Source organism: Pseudomonas sp. FW305-E2 (genome assembly GCF_058782925.1).
Genome location: NZ_JBYSYE010000003.1, coordinates 125,150 through 145,865, shown reverse-complemented (window position 1 = coordinate 145,865; position 20,716 = coordinate 125,150). Strand labels below are relative to the sequence as shown.

Here is a 20,716-nt window from a genome sequence, read left to right as displayed (position 1 = left end):
GTGCTGTACCTGAGGGCAAACCCGCGAAGAAGTTCATGCCTTGTTCAGATACATCCGCGTAGTCAGCAAGTAAACCGGCAACCCCGACACCACGATCAGCAACGCAGCATAAGGCGCCGCTGCCGCGAACTCGACGTTGGCTGTGTGTGCCCACACCTCGGTGGCCAGGGTGGTCATGCCGGTCGGGCTGAGCAGCAGGGTAGCCGTCAGCTCTTTCATGGCATCCAGGAACACCAGCGCAAAGGCTGCCGCCATGGCCGGGAAGATGATCGGCAAGGTCACCCGGCAGAACGCGGCAAAGCTGCTCGCGCCAAGCGTGCGCGCGGCTTCTTCCAGCGTCGGCGAAGCCTTGTTCAGCGCGGTGCGCACCGGTGATTGCGCCAACGGCAGGAACAGCAGCGCATAGGCCAACAGCAGCAAGGCCGTGGTCTGGTACAGCGCCGGCACGTAGTGCAGGGCGAAGAACACCAGGGTCAGGGCAATCACCAGGCCGGGCAGGGCGTGCAGGAGGTAGGGCAGACGCTCAGCCCAAATCGCCAGGCGGCCTTTGTAGCGCACCACCAGGAAGCTGATAGGCAGAGCCAGCAGCACACAGAAGCCGGCACCGCCCAGCGACACCGACAGCGAGGTGAACAACGCCTTCGAGATGGCCGCCACCGGGAATGCCGCCGACGAACCCACGCTCAGCCAGTAACCGAGCATCGCCAGCGGAATGCCGCTGCCCAGCACCGCCAGGCCCACGCAGAACAGTTGCGCCAGCACCGCCCAGCCGCGCAGCCGCACCGGTTGCGCACGCCGGGCTACGCCCTGGCCGATGCGTACATGGCGGGCTTTGCCGCGCACCCGTAGTTCCAGCCACAGCATTGCCAGGCACATCGCCAGCAGCACGGCAGACAGCATGGCCGCGTTGGCGTTGCTGAACTCCAGTTCGAACTGCTGGTAGATCGCCGTGGTAAAGGTTTGCAGGCCGAGTATCGACAGCGCGCCAAACTCCACCAGCATATGCAGGGCAATCAGTAGCGCACCGCCGAGCATCGACGGCCACAGCAGCGGCAGGGTGACTTTGCTGAACACCCCCCAGCGGCTGCAACCCAGGGTGCGTGCCGACTCCTCCAGCGACGTGTCGAGGTTGCGCAGGGTCGCGGCAACGGGCAGGAACACCAGTGGGTATTTGGATAGGGCCATGACCATGATCGCGCCGCCCAGGCCTTCAAAGTCCGAACTTAGCGACACCCAGGTGAAGCTGCTGACGAACGACGGCACGGCGAATGGCAGGCACAGCACCACGCCCCACAACCGGCGGCCGGCCAGGTTGCTGCGCTCCAGCAGCCAGGCCAGTGCCAGGCCGACCACCATGCAGGTCAGTGTCACCCCGACCATCAACATCAGGGTGTTGCGCATCAGCCCCCAGACAAAGGGCCGCCACAGCAGGTGCAAAGCTTCGCGCCAGCCGGCCTCCCAGGCTTTGATGGCGACATAAGCCAGTGGCAGCAAGCTCATTGCCACAAGGAACAGCACAGGCAGCACTACCCAGATGGAAGGGCGCTTGCGGCGCGGTACGAAGCGTACCGGCACCGGTTCGGACAGGGCGGCAGTCATCAGAGCAGGCCGACCTCACGCTCAAGTTCGATGGCTTCCTCGGCATTGCCCAGGTCAGCTGGCGAGATCTTCGGCGGGCGCAGTTCGTCGAACGGCTTCAGGCCGCGGTCAGAAACCATGCCCTTGTGCAGCGGGTACTCGGCGGTGGTCTGGGTGATCACGCGCTGGCCTTCCTCGCTGGCCATCCAGTTGAGCAGGGCCTGGGCTTCTTTCGGGTGTTTGCTGGCCTTGACCACGCCTGCGCCGGAGATAGTGACCAGGTTGCCAGCATCGCCGTCGGCCAGGTAATAGAGCTTGGTGTCCAGCTTGCCGCGTTCGCGTTCAAGCGCGTACCAGTAGTAGTTGTTCACCAGTACCGCAGCCACTTCACCTTTTTCCACGGCTTTCAGGGCGACCATGTTGTTGGTGTAGGTCTTGCCGAAGGCTTTCAGGCCGGTCAACCATTCCTCGGTGGCTTCACGCCCGTGCATCTTCAGAATGGCCACGGCCTGCTCCTGGAACGCACCGCTGGTAGGGACGTAGCCGACGCGGCCTTCCCACTCAGGGTTGGCGAAGTCCATCACCGTGGTTGGCAGGTCTTTCTCGTCGACTTTCTTGGGGTTGTACACCACGATGCGCGTACGGGCGGTGATACCCATCCAGGTGCCGTTGGCGCCAACGTACTCCTTGGGCATCATGTTCAACGTGGCGTCGTCAATCTTGGCCAGCAGGCCCAGCTCGCCCAGATTGTTCAGGGGCGGGGACTCTTCGGTATAGATGATGTCGGCTGGCGAACGGTCGCCTTCCTCGATGATCTGGCTGGCCAGCTGGTTGCTGCTGCCTTTGCGGATGTCGATGTGAATGCCGGTCTTGGCCTCATAGGCCTTGGCAATGGCTTCGCCGATTTCCTTGTGCTGACCGTTGTACATGGTCAGCGTGACCGGTGCGTCTGCCATGGCGGCCGGAGCGCCGATGACCAGGCTCAGCACTGCGGCGGCCAGGGTACGCATCAGCGGTTGCGGGCGGATCGTCATGCGGGTACTTCCTCGCTTACGGCTACATATTTGGAAACAATGGTAAACGAAATTGTTTCTCAAGTGGCCGGGTGACGAGAAATTCATGGTCAGACCATGGTGCAAGGGGGGGGCTGGGCGTGTGTTGCCTGTACGGGCCTCTTCGCGGGTGAACCCGCTCCTACGACGTGCGCGTATCGGGGGAGGGGGCACAAAAAACGCAGGCAAGAAAAAACCCACTAGCAAGCTAGTGGGTTTTTGTATGGTGCCCAGGAGAAGACTCGAACTTCCACGACCTTGCGGTCACTGATACCTGAAACCAGCGCGTCTACCAATTCCGCCACCTGGGCACACATTCGAGGTTACTTGATGCTTTACAGCGTCGTTCATCTCTACTACAACTTCGGGGTTGTCCGTCGTTGTGGTGCGCACTATACGGACGCTCCCCAAGGCTGTAAAGCCCCCAATCGAAAAAAAATTCAAAAAATTCAACTTGTTGATTCCACAAGCCTATTTCTGCTGTTTATGCACTGCAGCGGGGGCTGTCCAAGGCAGACATTTCCGGTTTCAATACGCCTATGCCAGAATTCATATCTATATACCCCAAGGTGAACCCCTTCTGATGGCCGATTGGCAATCCCTCGATCCCGAGGCCGCTCGCGAAGCGGAAAAATACGACAACCCCATTCCCAGCCGTGAGCTGATCCTGCAGCGTCTCGCCGACCGAGGCGAACCTGCTGCCCGCGAGGAGCTGGCAAAAGAGTTCGGTCTGTATGAAGAAGACCAGATCGAAGCCCTGCGCCGCCGCCTGCGTGCCATGGAGCGCGATGGCCAGCTTATCTATACCCGGCGCGGCACTTATGCCCCGGTAGACAAGCTGGACCTGATCTGCGGTCGCGTCTCCGGCCACCGCGACGGCTTCGGCTTCCTTATTCCCGATGACGGCAGCGAAGACCTGTTCCTCAGCCCGTCGCAGATGCGACTGGTGTTCGACGGCGACCGTGGCCTGGCCCGCGTCTCCGGTGTCGACCGCCGTGGCCGCCGTGAAGGCGTGCTGGTCGAAGTCATCTCCCGTGCCCACGAAAGCGTGGTCGGCCGCTATTTCGAAGAAGGCGGCATCGGTTACGTAACCCCGGACAACCCGAAGATCCAGCAGGAAGTGCTGGTGACTGCCGGGCGTAACGGCGGTGCCAAGATCGGCCAGTTCGTCGAGATCAAGATCACCCACTGGCCAACGCCGCGCTTCCAGCCGCAAGGCGATGTGGTCGAAGTCATCGGCAACTACATGGCACCAGGCATGGAAATCGACGTTGCCCTGCGCAGCTACGACATTCCGCACGTCTGGCCCAACGATGTGGTCAAGGAGGCACGCAAGTTCCGCTCCGAAGTCGAGGAGAAGGACAAAGAGAAGCGTGTCGACCTGCGCCATCTGCCGTTCGTCACCATCGACGGTGAAGACGCCCGCGACTTCGACGATGCCGTTTATTGCGAACCGCTGGGCAAGCTGCGTCTGTTCTCCGGTGGCTGGCGCCTGTACGTGGCCATCGCTGACGTGTCCAGCTACGTGCGTCTGGGCTCTGCCCTGGATGTCGAAGCCCAGCAGCGCGGCAACTCGGTTTACTTCCCCGAGCGCGTGGTGCCGATGCTCCCCGAAGAGCTGTCCAACGGCCTGTGCTCGCTGAACCCGCATGTCGACCGGTTGGCCATGGTCTGTGAAATGACCATGAACAAAGCCGGCCAGATGGTCGACTACCAGTTCTACGAAGGCGTAATCCACTCCCATGCCCGCCTGACCTACAACAAGGTCAGCAGCATGCTCGAGCACTCGCGTACCCGTGAGGGCAAGGCGCTGCGCGAGGAATACAAGGAAGTCGTGCCCGACCTGAAGAACCTGTACAACCTGTACAAGGTGCTGGTGGAGGCGCGTCACACACGTGGCGCCATCGACTTCGAAACCCAGGAAACCCGCATCATCTTCGGCGACGAGCGCAAGATCGCCGAAATTCGCCCGACCGTGCGCAACGATGCTCACAAGCTGATCGAGGAATGCATGCTGGCGGCCAACGTGGCCACGGCCGAGTTCCTGCAGAAGCACGGCGTACCGGCCCTGTACCGCGTGCACGATGGCCCGCCGCCGGAGCGCCTGGAAAAACTGCGCGCCTTCCTCGGCGAGCTGGGCCTGAGCCTGCACAAGGGCAAGGACCCGTCACCGAAAGATTACCAGGCCCTGCTGGCGAGCATCGCCGGTCGCCCGGACTTCCATCTGATCCAGACGGTGATGCTGCGCTCGCTGAGCCAGGCCGTGTACAGCACCGAGAACAACGGCCACTTCGGCCTGAACTACGAGGCGTACACCCACTTCACCTCGCCGATCCGTCGTTACCCGGACCTGCTGGTGCATCGCGCCATCCGCAGCATCATCCGCTCCAAGGTCGATACCCCGCACGTCAAGCGTGCCGGCGCCATGAGCATCCCCAAGGCGCGTATCTACCCGTACGACGAAAACACCCTGGAGCAACTTGGCGAGCAGTGCTCGATGACCGAGCGCCGGGCCGACGAGGCCACCCGTGACGTGGTCAACTGGCTCAAGTGCGAGTTCATGAAAGATCGCGTGGGCGAGACCTTCCCGGGTGTGATCACGGCGGTGACCGGTTTCGGCCTGTTCGTCGAGCTGACCGATATCTATGTAGAGGGCCTGGTGCACGTCAGTGCGTTGCCAGGTGACTACTACCACTTCGACCCGGTGCACCATCGCCTGGCTGGCGAGCGCACCGGTCGCAGCTTCCGCTTGGGCGACACCATCGAAGTCAAGGTCATGCGTGTTGATCTGGATGAGCGCAAGATCGACTTCGAAGTGTCGGAAAAGACCCTCGCCGCACCGATCGGCCGCAAGCAGCGTGGCGCCGCGCCGGTTGCCGAAAAAGCCGAGCAGCAGCCGGCAACCGAAGCGAAAGCCACGCCCAAGCCGCGCAGCCGCAAAAGCGAAGCGTCCGAAGCGTACTTCCCCAAGGATGCTGTGCAGCGAAACGCTGAAGTGCGTAAAAGCCGCGAGATGAAAAAAGCGCTGATGACCGACGCGCGCAGCAGTGCTGGCAGCAAATCGGAGAAAGGTGGCAAGCCGTCCGGCAAACCGACCAAGCACCGTAAAGGCCCGCCGAAGTCCGGCGCACCACGCAAAAACAAGAGCAATTCATGAGTCAGCTGGAAAAAATCTACGGCGTACACGCCGTGCAGGCATTGCTGCAGCACCATCCAAAGCGGGTCAAGCAGATCTGGCTGTCGGAAGGGCGCAGTGAGCCACGCCTCGAAACCTTGCTGGCGCTGGCCGCGGAAAACCGCGTGCCGGTCGGCCAGGCCGAGCGCCGTGAGATGGATGCCTGGGTCGAAGGTGTGCACCAAGGCGTTGTAGCCGAGGTCAGTCCGAGCCAGGTGTGGGGCGAGCTGATGCTCGAAGAGCTGCTTGAGCGCACAGAAACGCCGCCGCTGATCCTGGTGCTGGACGGCGTGACCGACCCGCACAACCTCGGCGCTTGTCTGCGTACCGCGGATGCGGCCGGTGCCACGGCAGTGATCGTGCCCAAGGACAAATCCGCAACGTTGACGCCGGTTGTGCGAAAGGTGGCTTGTGGTGCAGCAGAAGTCATTCCGCTGGTGGCTGTGACCAACCTGGCGCGTACGCTTGAGAAGTTGCAGCAGCGTGGCCTGTGGGTAGTGGGTACCGCTGGCGAGGCCGAGCAGGAGATCTACCAGCAAGACCTGACCGGGCCACTGGTGATGATCATGGGGGCGGAAGGCAAGGGCATGCGCCGGCTCACCCGTGAGCATTGCGACTTCCTGGTGAAGTTGCCGATGGCAGGTAGCGTCAGCAGCCTTAACGTGTCGGTGGCGACCGGGGTTTGCCTGTTCGAGGCCGTGCGTCAGCGTCGGGCCAAGCGCTGATTCTCGGCCTGTTCCGGCCTCTTCGCGGGTGAACCCGCTCCTACAGGGTGATTGCGTTCCCCTGTAGGAGCGGGTTCACCCGCGAAAGGGCCCGCAGCCTGTAAATATGTTTCAGGCTGTTCAAATATTCACCAATCACCTTGCTTGTGCGCCCCGGCTTCTCTACAATTGCGCCCCTTGCCGAGCTGGCAGGCGCTCATGTGCCTCCCCTCCGTGCAAGACATACAGTGTCATTCACTCCTTGTCTGACCAGATTCACTGGCAGACTACTAACCCGTAAGGAGCATTCATGCGTCATTACGAAATCATCTTCCTGGTTCACCCGGACCAGAGCGAACAAGTCGGCGGCATGGTTGAGCGTTACACCAAGCTGATCGAAGAAGATGGTGGCAAAATCCACCGCCTGGAAGACTGGGGCCGTCGTCAACTGGCCTACGCAATCAACAATGTTCACAAGGCTCACTACGTGATGCTGAACGTTGAGTGCACCGGCAAGGCCCTGGCCGAGCTGGAAGACAACTTCCGCTACAACGATGCCGTTATCCGTAACCTGGTCATCCGTCGCGACGAAGCCGTTACCGGCCAGTCCGAGATGCTGAAGGCTGAAGAGAACCGCAGCGAGCGCCGTGAGCGTCGCGAGCGTCCTGAGCATGCTGACTCCGCCGAAGGCGACGACAGCAATGACAGCGACTCCAGCGATAACGCTGACGAGTAATCCACGGACCTTTAGAGGAGCCTATTAAATGGCACGTTTCTTCCGTCGTCGTAAATTCTGCCGCTTCACTGCTGAAGACGTGAAAGAGATCGACTTCAAAGATCTCAACACCCTGAAAGCTTACGTATCCGAAACCGGCAAGATCGTTCCAAGCCGTATCACCGGTACCAAAGCTCGTTATCAGCGTCAGCTGGCTACCGCTATCAAGCGCGCCCGCTTCCTGGCCCTGCTGCCCTACACCGACAGCCACGGCCGCTGAGACCGGGTCGTCGACAAGCAGTAAGGGATTAGCATGCGAGCGTTAGCAAGTTTCATCATGCGCGGTCGTGTGCAGGCCACCCTGGTGGTGGTCATCAGCGCGGTACTGCCGCTGCTGTTCTGGTTGAGTGCCGCTGCCGGCAGCCTTGTGCTGCTGCGGCGTGGGTTCAAGGATGCTACATCGGTCATCGCCGGCGGCTTGCTGGCCGGGCTGGCCGTGTGGGTCATGGGCGATCCCATCACCTTTCTGGTGATTGCGGGTGCCTTGGCCCTGGCCGCCATGTTGCGTGCCGAGCATCCCTGGAGCCGGGTGTTGCTCGCCAGTGCCGTGTTCGCCGTGGCTTTCAGCCTCGTGCTTGATCTGGCGCTGGCGCAAACCTTCGATGTGCTGGCCAAGGCGTTTGCCGAAGCCATGCCGCAAATCGAAGGGCAACCGGTGCTCTCCGGTGAGCTGATCCGCCCTGTGCTGGTCGCTTCCACAGCAGTGACGGTGCAATTGTTCAGTGTGCTGGCGTTGATGCTGGCGCGCTATTGGCAGGCAGCGTTGTACAACCCTGGAGGCTTCGGTCGCGAGTTTCGCGAACTGAAGTTGCCGAAACAGACCATGGCGGTCTTGGTGGCAGTGATGGTGGTGGCGCCGTTTATCGGCCCGCAGTTCATCATCCTGGCATCGGCTTCCAGCCTGGTACTGGTGCTGGCCGGCATCGCCTTGATGCACGGGCTGGTGGCACAGGGCCGACTGGCCGGTTTCTGGCTGGTGGGGATGTACGTGACGCTACCGCTGATCATGCAGCTGATTTATCCGTTGCTGATGGTTTTGGCCATTGTCGACAGCCTGATTGATTTTCGCGGTCGCAAGTCCCCTCCGGGGAAAGACTCCGCGAACGGTGAAGGTTAAAAGTTAAGAGGTTTTACCAAATGGAACTGATCCTGCTGGAAAAAGTCGCTAACCTGGGCAACCTGGGCGACAAAGTAAAAGTTAAGGCTGGTTACGGCCGTAACTTCCTGCTGCCATTCGGCAAGGCCACCGTTGCCAACGCCGCCAACCTGGCTGCGTTCGAAGAGCGTCGTGCCGAGCTGGAAAAAGCAGCCGCTGACAAGAAAGCTTCGGCTGAAAGCCGCGCTGCCCAACTGGCCGAGCTGGAAGTGACCATCACTGCCACCGCTGGCGACGAAGGCAAGCTGTTCGGTTCGATCGGCACCCACGACATCGCTGACGCCCTGACCGCCTCCGGCGTTGAAGTGGCCAAGGCTGAAGTTCGTCTGCCGAACGGCACCATCCGTCAGGTTGGCGAATACGACGTAGCCGTGCACCTGCACAGCGACGTTGAAGCCACCGTACGCGTGGTCGTCGTAGCTGCCTAAGCTGCGCTAACTGGCTGGCTCCTTGCGAGTCAGGCGGTTAACATCGGGCACGGTCCTGTTTTCGACAGGCCGTGCCCTTTGTCTTTTTCATCCTCCAGAATTCTTTCGTGGCCATGAACGAGATCACCACCTCCGAACAGCTTGACCTGCAAACCGCAGCCCTGAAGGTACCGCCGCATTCCATCGAGGCCGAACAGGCCGTGCTCGGTGGCCTGATGCTGGACAACAATGCCTGGGAGCGGGTGCTGGACCAGGTGTCGGACGGCGATTTCTACCGGCATGACCACCGGCTGATCTTCCGCGCTGTGCACAAGTTGGCCGACGCCAACCAGCCATTCGACGTGGTGACCCTGCACGAGCAGTTGGACAAGGAAGGCCTGTCCTCGCAGATCGGCGGTTTGGCTTACCTGGCCGAGCTGGCCAAGAACACCCCTTCGGTGGCCAACATCAAGGCCTACGCCGCGATCATTCGCGAGCGGGCCACGTTGCGCCAGCTGATCAGCATCAGTACCGACATCGCCGACAACGCGTTCAACCCGCAGGGGCGCAACGCTGCCGAGATTCTCGACGATGCCGAACGGCAGATCTTCCAGATCGCCGAGGCGCGGCCTAAAACCGGCGGCCCGGTGGGCGTCAACGAGCTGTTGACCATGGCCATCGACCGCATCGATACGCTGTTCAACTCCGACAGTGACATCACCGGTATCTCCACCGGGTACACCGACCTGGACGAGAAGACCAGCGGCCTGCAGGCGGCAGACTTGATCATCGTCGCCGGCCGTCCGTCGATGGGTAAGACCACCTTCGCCATGAACCTGGTGGAAAACGCCGTACTGCGGACCGACAAGGCGGTGCTGGTGTTCTCCCTCGAGATGCCAGGTGAGTCGCTGATCATGCGTATGCTCTCGTCTCTGGGTCGTATCGACCAGACCAAGGTCCGTTCCGGCCAGCTGGATGACGACGACTGGCCGCGCCTGACCTCGGCAGTGAACCTGCTCAACGACCGAAAATTGTTCATCGACGATACAGCGGGTATCAGCCCCTCGGAAATGCGCGCGCGTACCCGCCGCCTGGCCCGTGAGCATGGCGAGATCGCCATGATCATGGTCGACTACCTGCAGCTGATGCAGATTCCGGGGTCGGCCGGTGACAACCGTACCAACGAAATTTCCGAGATTTCCCGCTCGCTCAAGGCCCTGGCCAAGGAATTCAACTGCCCGGTCATTGCCCTTTCGCAGCTGAACCGCTCGCTGGAACAGCGCCCGAACAAACGCCCGGTGAACTCCGACTTGCGTGAATCCGGTGCAATCGAGCAGGACGCCGACGTGATCATGTTCGTGTACCGCGACGAGGTGTACCACCCCGAGACCGAGCACAAGGGCGTGGCGGAAATCATCATCGGCAAACAGCGTAACGGCCCCATCGGCTTCGTGCGTTTGGCGTTTATCGGCAAGTACACCCGGTTCGAGAACTTGGCGCCGGGGATGTACAACTTTGATGATGATGAATAACCCATTGAGCTAGCAAGGCCGCTCCTACAAGGTTTGTGGTGCGCCTGCTAGCTCTGAAATCTGAGCGATGTTCGTTTGCCCTTGGCTGATGATCCGCCCCTCGCTCAGGGTGATCACCCGGTCAAACCGCGACAGTGCGCTCTGATCATGCGTCACGCAAATCAGCCCTCGCCCTTTAAATGCTTCGAACAACAGGTCCCAGGTTCGCTCTGCCGACGCGGCATCGAGCCCGGCTGTGGGTTCGTCAAAGAAATTGAATTCCCCAGGCTGATTAAGAAGGCGTAGCAGCGTCAGCCTGCGTGCTTCGCCGCCCGATATCGATTCTGCGCGTGCATCCAGATCAAGTTCGTACCAGTCTTTGCTCAGGCCCAACCGTTCAAGCCATCGTTCGATTTGAGCGCGATCATGAGCTTGCTCGAACAGCACCGCGCGGGGCAGGGGGCCGGGAATGAAATGCGCATCCTGAGGGCAGAGTCGTAATCGACTGAATTGTTCACTAGCGTCGAGCGACGCCAGGCACCTGCCGTGCAGGTGCACATCCTTGCGCAACGGGAATATCGTTCCCGCCAGCGTATGCAGAAGTGTCGATTTACCACATCCGCTGGGCCCGATCAGTGCGACCCGTTCTCCTTTGTGCAGTACCAAGGGTTCTTCGATGTGAAGTTGTACAGTATCTCGAGCGCTCAACTGGCACGGGGCGATGCTTAGGCCAGCGTCCTTGTCTTGGGACTTCGCCTCAGTAGTGCATGCTGGGCCGAACGAGGGGAGCTGGAGCCAGTGTTCGAGTTTGCGTTTGTCTAGCCGAAACTGGTCTAGCAATCGCCAGGCCTCAGCAAGTTGCGCAACCCCTGCCAGCAATCCGCTCACCAAGGTGAAGAGAGCAACCAGCTCGCCCAGGCTCAATTGCGGTGTTGCCAGAGCCTGATCATGGATACCCCACATGAGCAAACCGCCACTGCCCAGGCCTATGAACAAGGTGCGCAGGCTCTGAATCCAACCCCCACTGTGAGCTACCTGCACTGCTGAGTCGGCATAGTGCGAAAGTGTCTGGTTGACCGGGAGCATTGCGGCATCCTCGGCCTTTTCCAGTTTGACCGTTGCCGCGCTGGCGAAGGTATCGACCCATTGTTCCGCCAGTTCATCCTCGCGCGCGTTCACTGCCTCGATATGTGGCCGGCGCCAGCGCACCAGGCGATCGTTGGCCCACAGGTAGGCCAGGCTCAAAGGGATGAGGCCGATCAATACCGAAGTAGCCCCCAGGTAAGCGAAGAGCGTTATCAGCACTGCAGCTTCGGCTAGCACCGGCCATGCCGAGCCAATCAGAAAGCCTAACCACCGCTCCTGTGCGGTAATGCCCCTATCCAGTACTTTTACCAGTGTTCCGCCATGGAGTTGTCCATAGGCCTCGAAGCGCTTGTCCAGCAATTCGCGGCACCAGCGGATGGAAAGTTGCTTCACGCGTTCCTGGCAAAGCCGCGCCAGGCACCAGGCTTGTAGAGGGGTTATTGAGGCTTGTAATGCGACAAGGCATATGAAGGCTCCTAGCAGAAGCTGGGAAGACGCGGCTGAGGTGGCCAGGTTGTCAATGATGTCGGCCAAGACTAGAGCAGGTACGACGGTCGCGATTTTCAGGAGCAGTGTCGCGCCGAGGGCGGCGAGAATTCCTCTATAGATTTGCATGTCATTGCCTTATGCCTTTGAGTGCACTCTGTGGCGCGACTGGAATACCTGATCTGATCAGGTGGAAGCGTTCAAGTCCGGGTATGAACACCTGAACAACCGTAGCGAGATTCGGGTGCTCATAAAGTGTGCGATAGAATGCGACCTTATTATGTTTTTCCAAGTTGATCAGTGTTCGCTTGACTTGCCCGCGCACGCTGAGGTCGGTATGCGGAGGGTGAAAAGCGGGTACAGCATATGTGGGGCATGGGTGTATAAGTGCTGAAAGGCGGGTTGAATGAGTAAGCATTTTTTCAGCAGAGAGATCCTCTTGTTTTTCTGTGGCCCCAGAAAGCTGCTCGCACTGAATCTGTTCCGTTACGGCGCGGTACATTGCAATGGAGGGGTTGATGGAGCTGCCGGAGCCAATGCTGCTGAGTGAGCCTTCTTTTTTACTACGAGAAACAGCAATGCAAAATGAAACTTCGTAGAAGTCGTGCGTCAAGTATATTTCTAGTTTTTTGGCTCGACGGAGAAGCTCGGTATCATGGGCAAATGTTTCTTCCAGAAAAGAAATCGAAGGTTGGTAAAGTTTGGGTGGGGAAGTCAGGCCACAAAGTGATAGGTAGTACATAGAAAGTGCGTGACGTTCGATAGCTTCATTGATGGCGTGGAGCAGAGCCTCGTTCTCCGTGCAGCCAAGTGCTGTACCAGAGTTGGTCGAATATTTGGAAAGAAAGCCCGCTGCAGTTTTTTCGATTTCATCAATGTTTCTGGAGGAAGGTGCTATCAATATCGCGGGAATAGCTATTTCGTCGTAGCTGTTCAATGCCTGAAGACTGAAATAAGGTATTCGGCAATCCGGGGGAATGGATTTTAGAAGCCAATCGTCAAATGGGGCTATCGATTGCAAAATTTGGTCGCTTTCGATGAGTGGTGGAGTGCTCTTGTCGACGAAGTAATGCTCTAGGCTCTCGGCAAGGGCTCCTAGTTCGCAATGCTCCCCTTTTCCTGCTCCGCAAGAAACTTCTTTGTAGGCGCTGTCGTATAAGTGGCATGTGGCGACCAGGCTATTCTTTTTTGATAGTTCTGTTTTCGATTGAAGCCCTAAGTGATGATGCATTCTTGTCAAGCGGTTGTAGGCCTCTTCTATGTTCAGCTCGCGTTCGGTGATCATGTTCTGCTCCTTGGTAAAGCCAGAAGGGGCTAAGCCCCTTCTGGTTTGTCACTTACAGAAGGTTGAGAAATTCAACCTCGGACTCGGTGAATGTGTAGTTCATCACGCGTGGGATCTGCAGAGTGTGGATTTCAGAACGACGACGTCCCATGGCTAATGCTCCTATAGAGTTGGTTTGAGTGCGCCTTTCAGCGCGTCACTGTTGTAGCACTTGTTTTTTTTGGGGTTCAAGATCTTCTCGGGATTTGTTGAGGAAAGTTAATGTAGGATTTTTTACTAAGGCTAGAAGGTTGATTCCTACAATTCTTAAGAGATAAAGAAAAAAGCACCAATAATTAGCTGGTTAGCACTTTCTCAGGGTTGGATAGGCTAAACATTCAGTAAAAATCTGAAGGAATTGCGATCGCTCAGCAGGGGGCGCGATCGCCATCGGTCTAAGCAGGCTCAGGTTTTCCTGTGAGTAATCGCCTTGCCCCGATCCACCCCACTATCCCCCTTTTCTTGAAGACAACCCGATGCAGGGGCAGGGGCCTGCTGTAAGGCTTCGTTGATTGCCTGGGCTGGCCCTTTCGCGGGTGAACCCGCTCCTACAGGTTCACCATAGGCTTCAAGAGTTGCACCGTACCTGTGGGAGCGGGTTTACCCCACCCGTTGTTCCGCATCGAGCCCGGGATCCAGTGTAGAGACGCCCGCGAGCAGTCTTCGGAGTTGATGGGCTATGTGCGCGAACTGACCATCACCGGGTTGATGGATGAGAAGCCGATGATGATCTGGGCTGCCCATTACCTGAGTGCGATGGCCAAGGCGCTGATGGATGATGCTGAGCTGTGGATGAGGCAGTGAGGGGTTGGCTTCAGGTTGCATGAAGGCCGCCAGGAGTTCGCCGCAACAGTTTCAGCGCCTATGAGATCGAGCGCCGCCCGCGCGGCGCTTGATCTCACAGGCGCTGCAAGGATTCTGTCGAACACCTGGCAACCCCACTACACCCCTCAAGCCAACCACCTGCCACGTCCATCCCCCAACCGTCGCCCCGCCCACCAATCCCCACGAAGACAGTCGGATTTGGTCAAAATTTGTGCTATATTCCGCGCCCGCGATTTCCCTGCACACCAGAACCGGTCACTGACATGCAAGCAGCCAAACCACTCTACGACTATCCCAAGTACTGGGCCGAATGCTTCGGGCCAGCACCTTTCCTGCCAATGAGCAGGGAGGAGATGGATCTGCTCGGCTGGGATTCCTGCGACATCATCATCGTGACCGGTGATGCCTACGTTGACCATCCGTCGTTCGGCATGGCCATCATTGGCCGTCTGCTGGAGGCCCAGGGCTTCCGCGTGGGCATCATCGCCCAGCCGAACTGGCAGTCGAAAGACGACTTCATGAAGCTCGGCGAACCGAACCTGTTCTTCGGCGTGGCCGCCGGCAACATGGACTCGATGATCAACCGCTACACCGCGGACAAGAAGATCCGTTCCGACGATGCCTACACCCCTGGTGGCCTGGCCGGCAGCCGTCCGGACCGTGCCAGCCTGGTGTACAGCCAGCGCTGCAAGGAAGCCTACAAGCATGTGCCGATCGTGCTCGGCGGCATCGAGGCTTCGCTGCGCCGCATCGCCCACTACGACTACTGGCAGGACAAGGTTCGTCACTCGATCCTGATCGACGCCAGCGCCGACATCCTGCTGTTCGGCAACGCCGAGCGTGCGGTGGTCGAGGTGGCGCAGCGCCTGTCCAGCGGCGAGAAGATCGAAACCATCACCGACGTGCGCGGCACTGCCTTCGTGCGCCGCGATACCCCGCAGGGCTGGTACGAGATCGACTCCACCCGTATCGACCGCCCAGGTCGCGTCGACAAGATCATCAACCCGTACGTGAACACCCAGGACACCCAGGCCTGCGCCATCGAGCAGGCCAAGGGCGACCAGGAAGACCCGAACGAAGCCAAGGTGGTGCAAATTCTCGACAGCCCGGCCGTGACCCGGGAAAAGTCGGTGATCCGCCTGCCATCGTTCGAAAAGGTGCGTAACGACCCGGTGCTCTATGCCCACGCCAACCGCGTGCTGCACCTGGAGACCAACCCGGGCAACGCCCGTGCCCTGGTACAGAAGCACGGCGAAGTGGATGTGTGGTTCAACCCACCACCCATCCCGATGAGCACCGAGGAAATGGACTACGTGTTCGGCATGCCGTACGCCCGTGTGCCGCACCCCGCCTACGGTAAGGAGCGCATCCCGGCCTACGAAATGATCCGCTTCTCGGTGAACATCATGCGTGGCTGCTTCGGTGGCTGTACCTTCTGCTCGATCACCGAGCATGAAGGCCGCATCATCCAGAACCGCTCGCACGAGTCGATCCTGCACGAAATCGAAGAGATGCGTGACAAGGTGCCGGGCTTCACCGGCGTGGTCTCCGACCTTGGCGGGCCGACCGCCAACATGTATCGCATCGCCTGCAAGAGCCACGAGATCGAGAAGCACTGCCGCAAGCCATCGTGCGTGTTCCCGGGCATCTGCGAAAACCTCAACACCGACCACAGCTCCCTGATCGAGCTGTACCGCAAGGCCCGTGCCTTGCCGGGTGTGAAAAAGATCCTGATTGCTTCCGGCCTGCGCTACGACCTGGCGGTGGAATCGCCGGAGTACGTCAAGGAACTGGTCACCCACCACGTTGGCGGCTACCTGAAGATTGCCCCGGAGCACACCGAGCGCGGCCCGCTGGACAAGATGATGAAGCCGGGTATCGGCACCTATGACCGCTTCAAGCGCATGTTCGAGAAATTCTCGAAAGAAGCGGGCAAGGAGCAGTACCTGATCCCGTACTTCATTGCCGCGCACCCCGGTACCACCGACGAAGACATGATGAACCTGGCCCTGTGGCTGAAGGGCAATGGCTTCCGTGCCGACCAGGTACAGGCGTTCTACCCGTCGCCAATGGCCTCGGCTACGGCCATGTACCACTCAGGCAAGAACCCGCTGCGCAAGGTGACCTATAAGAGCGAAGGGGTGGAGATCGTCAAGAGCGACGAGCAACGCCGTCTGCACAAGGCGTTCTTGCGCTACCACGACCCGAAGGGCTGGCCGATGCTGCGTGAAGCGCTGCAGCGTATGGGGCGCGCCGACCTGATCGGGCCGGGCAAGCACCAGCTGATTCCGGCGCACCAGCCGCAGACCGACAGCTACCAGAGCGCGCGCCGGAAGAACTCGACCCCGGCAGGTAGCCACAAGGTGGGCAAGGACCAGAAGATCCTGACCCAGCACACCGGCCTGCCGCCGCGTGGCAGCGATGGCAGCAAGCCGTGGGACAAGCGCGAAAAGGCCAAGGCCGAGGCGTTTGCGCGTAACCAGCAGGCGGCCAAGGAGCGCAAAGAGGCGAGCAAGGGCGGCAAGGGCAACAAGAAGCCGCGTCAGCCTGTCATTCCGCGTTAACTGATCGACTATTGGGGCTGCTTTGCAGCCCATCGCGATACAAGGCCGCTCCCCCATTGCCTTTGTGGGAGCGGCCTTGTGTCGCGAAAGGACCGCGAAGCGGTCCCAAAAGTCTCAGCTTCAATCAGGCTGCTTGTCGACCCACTTCGGCGCCACCGGCGCGATGAAACGGTCCATCCCGTCCAGCAGCTCGTCCGGCTGCTGCCCCAGCAGTAACATCGCCCGGTGTTGCGGGCGCACGAAGCCTTCTTCGACGATATGGTCGAGGAACCCGCCCAGCTTGTCGTAGAAACCGTTCACATCCAGTAGCCCGAGTGGCTTGGCGTGATAGCCCAGCTGCCCCCAGGTCCACACTTCGAACAGTTCCTCCAGCGTACCCAGCCCTCCCGGCAAGGCAATGAAGGCATCGCTCAGCTCGGCCATGCGGGCCTTGCGCGCATGCATGCCATCCACCACTTCCAGGCGGGTCAGGCCTTTGTGGCCGACTTCAGCGTCCAGCAGGCTCTGTGGAATGATCCCGACCACTTCGCCGCCGGCCGCCATGGCCGCGTCGGCCACCACGCCCATCAAGCCGACCGCGCCGCCGCCATACACCAGGGTCAAGCCACGGCGGGCAATGGCCTGGCCTAGCGCGACGGCTGCTTCACGGTAGGCAGGGTTGGCGCCCATGCTGGCGCCGCAGAACACACAAACGGAACGTACGGGCATTGCTCATCTCCTGTCACTCAGGCGCACAGGGTACGGCGCATGCCCGTCGCTTCCAAGGCCGGGTTCATTCTGGTCGGGAGAATTCGCAGATGGCTCCTGTGGCGCCGTGGGCGTAGGCGGCGAGCAGGCTATTGAGGAAGTTGGAGATGGGCATTTGGTATTGCTCCTAAATGAGAGGTTGTCCCATCGTCTAATAAAAGGGCATGATGTGCCCTTAGATTGGTTGTATACAATCCATTGAACAATTCTACTGGCTGACCGCTTGACACCCCCCTTGACCCATATCAGCAAGGGGCTGAACGGTTTCAGGCAGTCTCGCAATTGATAAAACCCTGCCAAGGAGATTCATGATGTTTGCGAAAGCTGTAGCGGTATCCCTGCTGACCCTCGCCAGCGCTTCTGTCTTCGCCGCCGAGTGCTCGGTCACTGTCGACTCGACTGACCAGATGTCCTACACCAGCAAGGAATTCACTGTCGACAAGAGCTGCAAGGAATTCACCGTCAAACTGACCCACTCTGGCAACCTGCCGAAGAACGTCATGGGCCACAACCTGGTGATCAGCAAGACTGCCGACATGCAGGCCATTGCCACCGAAGGCATGAGCCAGGGTCTGGATAAGGACTACCTGAAGGCTGACAACGCCGCGATCATCGCCCACACCAAGATGATCGGCGCGCCTGAGAAAGAAACCGAAGTGAAGTTCGACACTTCCAAGCTGGAAGCCGGTGGTGACTACAGCTTCTTCTGCACCTTCCCGGGCCACATCTCGATGATGAAAGGCAAGGTCATCGTCAAGTAATCAAAGGCTGACGGCGAACCCTGCAGGAGCGGGTTCACCCGCGAATGCGTCGGTGGGTTCACCCTCGTATTCGCGGGTGAACCCGCTCCTGCAGGCCACTTATCAAGGAGCGAACGGCAGTTCGCGCTTGTGCTGGGTCTTGCGGTAGGTGGCGACGATGATGTCGAACGCTGCCTGGTCAACCGGCTGCCCATGCAGGAAGGCATCGATCTGCGCGTAGGTCACGCCATGTGACGCCTCGTCCGGCTTGCCCGGCTCCAGGTCTTCCAGGTCGGCCGTTGGCACCTTTTCCACCAGTGACTCCGGCGCACCGAAGCTGCGCGCAATCGCCCGCACCTGATTCTTCACCAGCCCACTCAACGGCGCCAGGTCGCAGGCACCATCACCAAACTTGGTAAAGAAGCCCATCACCGCCTCGGCGGCGTGGTCGGTTCCGATCACCAGACCTGCGCGGGCGCCAGCGATGGTGTACTGGGCGACCATTCGGGTACGTGCCTTGACGTTGCCAACCACGAAGTCCACCAACGTCGGCGAGCCATTCTTCAACGCCGCCACTTCAGCTGCCAATGCACGCACTGCCGGGGCGATATCCACCGTGTGAACTTCATCTGCCTTGATCACATCCAGGCATGCCTGGGCGTCATGCTCGTCATGCTGTACCTGGTACGGCAGGCGCACGGCAATGAACGTGTAGGCCTTGTCGCCGGTCTCGGCGCGCAGCTCGTTGATGGCGCGCTGGGCGAGCAGGGCGGCAGTCAGTGAGTCGACGCCACCGCTGATGCCCAGCACCAAGGTCTTGAGTCGAGCATTGGCCAGACAGTCCTTGATGAACGCCACCCGTCGGGCGACTTCGGCCTCGAGCGCTGCCGCGTTGGCGAACGGCGGCTGTACCTTCAGCGCCTGGGCAATCTCTTGCTGAACCGCTTGCATGGGTTACTCCTTGCTGGGGACTTTGAATACGTGACGCATGTAGGCGACGAAGTTCTCGTCGCGGCACTGGGTCTTGGCGGCTTCGTCAGAGATCTTGGCCACCGGCGCGCCGTTGCAGTCGGTCATTTTAAGCACGATGCTCATGGGTGCCACACCAGGGATGTCGCAGGTCAGGTTGGTGCCAATGCCAAAGCTGACGTTGATGCGGCCGCGCAGGGCGCGGAAAATTTCCAGCGAGCGGGTCAGGTTGAGGCCGTCGGAAAATACCAAGGTCTTGGTCATCGGGTCGATACCCAGTTTCTGGTAATGGGCAATGGCCTTTTCCGCCCAGGCTACCGGCTCGCCCGAATCATGGCGCAGGCCGTCGAACAGCTTGGCGAAGTACAGGTCGAAATCGCCGAGGAAGGCATCCATGGTGATGCAGTCGGTCAGGGCGATGCCGAGCAAGCCGCGGTACTCGCGTACCCAGCAGTCCAGCGCGGCGATCTGGCTGTCGATCAGCCGGGGGCCGAGCTGCTGGTGGGCCATGATCCACTCGTGGGCCATGGTGCCCAGTGGTTTGATATCCAGTTTCCATGCCAGGTCGACGTTGCTGGTGCCGACAAAACGGCCGGGGAAGTCGTCGCGCAGCACCCTTACCACTTCCTCCTGCACGCGGCTGGAAAAGCGCCGGCGGGTGCCGAAGTCGGCCACCTGCAGTTCGGCCAGCTCGTCGTCGCTGGCATGTGCACGCAGCCAGTCAAACTTGCGGTACAACTGATCCCGCGCCTCGGCCAGGCGCATGTGCGGGTGCAGATTGCGGTTGCGTACTTCACTGATGATGGCCAGCAGCGGCACTTCGAACAGGATCACATGCAGCCACGGACCTTTCAGGCGCAGGAACAGCTGATCATTTTCGATGCCGACGTGCACGTAACGCAGGTTGAAGCGGAACAGGCGCAGAAAGCGTAAAAAGTCGGGCTTGAGGAAGCTGATGCGTTCGAGGAAGGCCAGCTGGCCATCGTCCAGGGTGAGGTCGCCAAGCCGTTCGAGCTGATTGCGAATTTCGCCGAGGTAGGGGCGCAGATCCTCACCGTTGCGGCAGCGGAATTCCCATTCGACGTCGGCGTCCGGGTAGTTGTGCAGCACTCCCTGCATCATGGTGAGTTTGTAGAAGTCGGTGTCGAGCAAGTTGTGCACGATGCGCTCGGCGAATGCGCTTTCGCTCATCAAGGGGGCTCCGGAAGCGGCGATTGGCGGCCATTGTGCCAGCCTTTTACCCCTTGTGTGGCTGTTCCGGCCTCTTCACGGGCAAGCCCGCTCCTACACGGTGCGGGGACTTGCTCCTATTTTAGGAGCGGGCGTGCCCGCGAAGAGGCCGAAACAGCCAAAACAGAGGTATTTTTCCGTGCACCAGCTAGCCTTGAAACGGTGCCGCCTGTAGCAGTCGCGCACCAGCGGTGTGCAGTTCGGTGACGTCCGCTGTTACAGGGCGGTTGCACGTAAACACTTGCCAGGGTTGCAATGATGGCACTCGACGGTTGCTCCTTGTCTGTACGTGTGGTGGCGCCTGTCGCGTGGCAGACGGTTGCACGCTCAATAAAGAAAAGGCCGCCCGTCGCCTACAGGCACCCTGCACAGTGTGTTTTCCCGGAA

The 20,716-nt window shown here is 59.9% G+C and carries 17 protein-coding genes and 1 tRNA gene; 10 read left to right on the top strand and 8 right to left on the bottom strand.

What is annotated here, in order from left to right; translation table 11 throughout:
* Nucleotides 1–33: 33 nt before the first annotated feature.
* The 3 genes from AC3WLP_RS04590 to AC3WLP_RS04580 form a co-directional block, all read right to left on the bottom strand.
* The gene (locus AC3WLP_RS04590; RefSeq protein WP_003249548.1) at nucleotides 34–1,599 is read right to left on the bottom strand and encodes an ABC transporter permease; all 1,566 of its coding nucleotides are present in this window, start codon (nucleotides 1,597–1,599) and stop codon (nucleotides 34–36) included.
* Entirely contained in the window at nucleotides 1,599–2,612 is a 1,014-nt protein-coding gene (locus tag AC3WLP_RS04585; RefSeq protein WP_003249550.1) for an extracellular solute-binding protein, read from the bottom strand. The genes AC3WLP_RS04590 and AC3WLP_RS04585 overlap by 1 nt, the downstream gene beginning before the upstream one ends.
* Before the next feature lie 242 nt (nucleotides 2,613–2,854).
* Nucleotides 2,855–2,941, bottom strand: a tRNA-Leu gene (locus AC3WLP_RS04580).
* 272 nt (nucleotides 2,942–3,213) lie between these two features.
* Between AC3WLP_RS04580 and rnr the strand changes: the two genes are divergently transcribed.
* The 7 genes from rnr to dnaB all read left to right on the top strand — a co-directional run bounded on the left by rnr (nucleotide 3,214) and on the right by dnaB (nucleotide 10,379).
* Complete coding sequence (gene rnr, locus AC3WLP_RS04575) at nucleotides 3,214–5,787, top strand: ribonuclease R (protein WP_003249552.1); 2,574 nt, start codon at nucleotides 3,214–3,216, stop codon at nucleotides 5,785–5,787.
* Nucleotides 5,784–6,530, top strand: coding sequence for a 23S rRNA (guanosine(2251)-2'-O)-methyltransferase RlmB (rlmB, locus tag AC3WLP_RS04570; RefSeq protein WP_012053857.1), 747 nt, complete (start codon nucleotides 5,784–5,786; stop codon nucleotides 6,528–6,530). The genes rnr and rlmB overlap by 4 nt, the downstream gene beginning before the upstream one ends.
* 289 nt (nucleotides 6,531–6,819) lie before the next feature.
* A complete protein-coding gene (gene rpsF / locus AC3WLP_RS04565; RefSeq protein WP_003249557.1) occupies nucleotides 6,820–7,245 on the top strand; it encodes a 30S ribosomal protein S6 in 426 nt (141 codons plus the stop codon).
* A 28-nt stretch (nucleotides 7,246–7,273) separates the two neighbouring features.
* Nucleotides 7,274–7,504 (top strand): 30S ribosomal protein S18, encoded by a 231-nt coding sequence (gene rpsR, locus AC3WLP_RS04560; protein ID WP_003249563.1) that lies wholly within the window; start codon nucleotides 7,274–7,276, stop codon nucleotides 7,502–7,504.
* Nucleotides 7,505–7,537: 33 nt separating this feature from the next.
* Nucleotides 7,538–8,401, top strand: a complete 864-nt coding sequence (locus AC3WLP_RS04555; protein ID WP_012053856.1) for a hypothetical protein — start codon at nucleotides 7,538–7,540, stop codon at nucleotides 8,399–8,401.
* A 20-nt stretch (nucleotides 8,402–8,421) separates the two neighbouring features.
* Nucleotides 8,422–8,868: a 50S ribosomal protein L9 gene (gene rplI, locus AC3WLP_RS04550; protein ID WP_003249568.1), complete on the top strand. Its 447-nt coding sequence runs from the start codon at nucleotides 8,422–8,424 to the stop codon at nucleotides 8,866–8,868.
* Nucleotides 8,869–8,981: 113 nt separating this feature from the next.
* Nucleotides 8,982–10,379: a replicative DNA helicase gene (gene dnaB / locus AC3WLP_RS04545; protein WP_003249571.1), complete on the top strand. Its 1,398-nt coding sequence runs from the start codon at nucleotides 8,982–8,984 to the stop codon at nucleotides 10,377–10,379.
* A gap of 24 nt (nucleotides 10,380–10,403) precedes the next feature.
* On the opposite strand, the gene AC3WLP_RS04540 is transcribed toward dnaB, so the two are convergent.
* Both AC3WLP_RS04540 and AC3WLP_RS04535 read right to left on the bottom strand, forming a co-directional pair.
* Complete coding sequence (locus tag AC3WLP_RS04540) at nucleotides 10,404–12,059, bottom strand: ATP-binding cassette domain-containing protein (protein WP_012053855.1); 1,656 nt, start codon at nucleotides 12,057–12,059, stop codon at nucleotides 10,404–10,406.
* Between the two features lies 1 nt (nucleotide 12,060).
* Nucleotides 12,061–13,215, bottom strand: coding sequence for a YcaO-like family protein (locus AC3WLP_RS04535; RefSeq protein ID WP_012053854.1), 1,155 nt, complete (start codon nucleotides 13,213–13,215; stop codon nucleotides 12,061–12,063).
* A 627-nt stretch (nucleotides 13,216–13,842) separates the two neighbouring features.
* Here AC3WLP_RS04535 and AC3WLP_RS04530 point away from each other — a divergent pair.
* Both AC3WLP_RS04530 and AC3WLP_RS04525 read left to right on the top strand, forming a co-directional pair.
* Nucleotides 13,843–14,058: a DUF3077 domain-containing protein gene (locus AC3WLP_RS04530; protein WP_019438726.1), complete on the top strand. Its 216-nt coding sequence runs from the start codon at nucleotides 13,843–13,845 to the stop codon at nucleotides 14,056–14,058.
* Nucleotides 14,059–14,342: 284 nt separating this feature from the next.
* On the top strand, nucleotides 14,343–16,643 hold the full coding sequence (locus AC3WLP_RS04525; RefSeq protein WP_088513281.1) for a YgiQ family radical SAM protein: 2,301 nt from the start codon (nucleotides 14,343–14,345) through the stop codon (nucleotides 16,641–16,643).
* Nucleotides 16,644–16,763: 120 nt separating this feature from the next.
* Here AC3WLP_RS04525 and AC3WLP_RS04520 read toward each other — a convergent pair whose 3' ends face one another.
* Nucleotides 16,764–17,351, bottom strand: a complete 588-nt coding sequence (locus AC3WLP_RS04520) for a cytokinin riboside 5'-monophosphate phosphoribohydrolase (protein WP_012053851.1) — start codon at nucleotides 17,349–17,351, stop codon at nucleotides 16,764–16,766.
* Nucleotides 17,352–17,701: 350 nt separating this feature from the next.
* Between AC3WLP_RS04520 and azu the strand changes: the two genes are divergently transcribed.
* Nucleotides 17,702–18,151: an azurin gene (gene azu, locus AC3WLP_RS04515; protein ID WP_003249580.1), complete on the top strand. Its 450-nt coding sequence runs from the start codon at nucleotides 17,702–17,704 to the stop codon at nucleotides 18,149–18,151.
* Between the two features lie 102 nt (nucleotides 18,152–18,253).
* Here the strand turns inward: azu and nadE are convergent, their stop codons facing one another.
* Both nadE and pncB read right to left on the bottom strand, forming a co-directional pair.
* Entirely contained in the window at nucleotides 18,254–19,081 is an 828-nt protein-coding gene (gene nadE, locus AC3WLP_RS04510) for an NAD(+) synthase (RefSeq protein WP_012053849.1), read from the bottom strand.
* Between the two features lie 3 nt (nucleotides 19,082–19,084).
* A complete protein-coding gene (pncB, locus tag AC3WLP_RS04505) occupies nucleotides 19,085–20,290 on the bottom strand; it encodes a nicotinate phosphoribosyltransferase (RefSeq protein WP_012053848.1) in 1,206 nt (401 codons plus the stop codon).
* Between the last annotated feature and the right edge of the window lie 426 nt (nucleotides 20,291–20,716).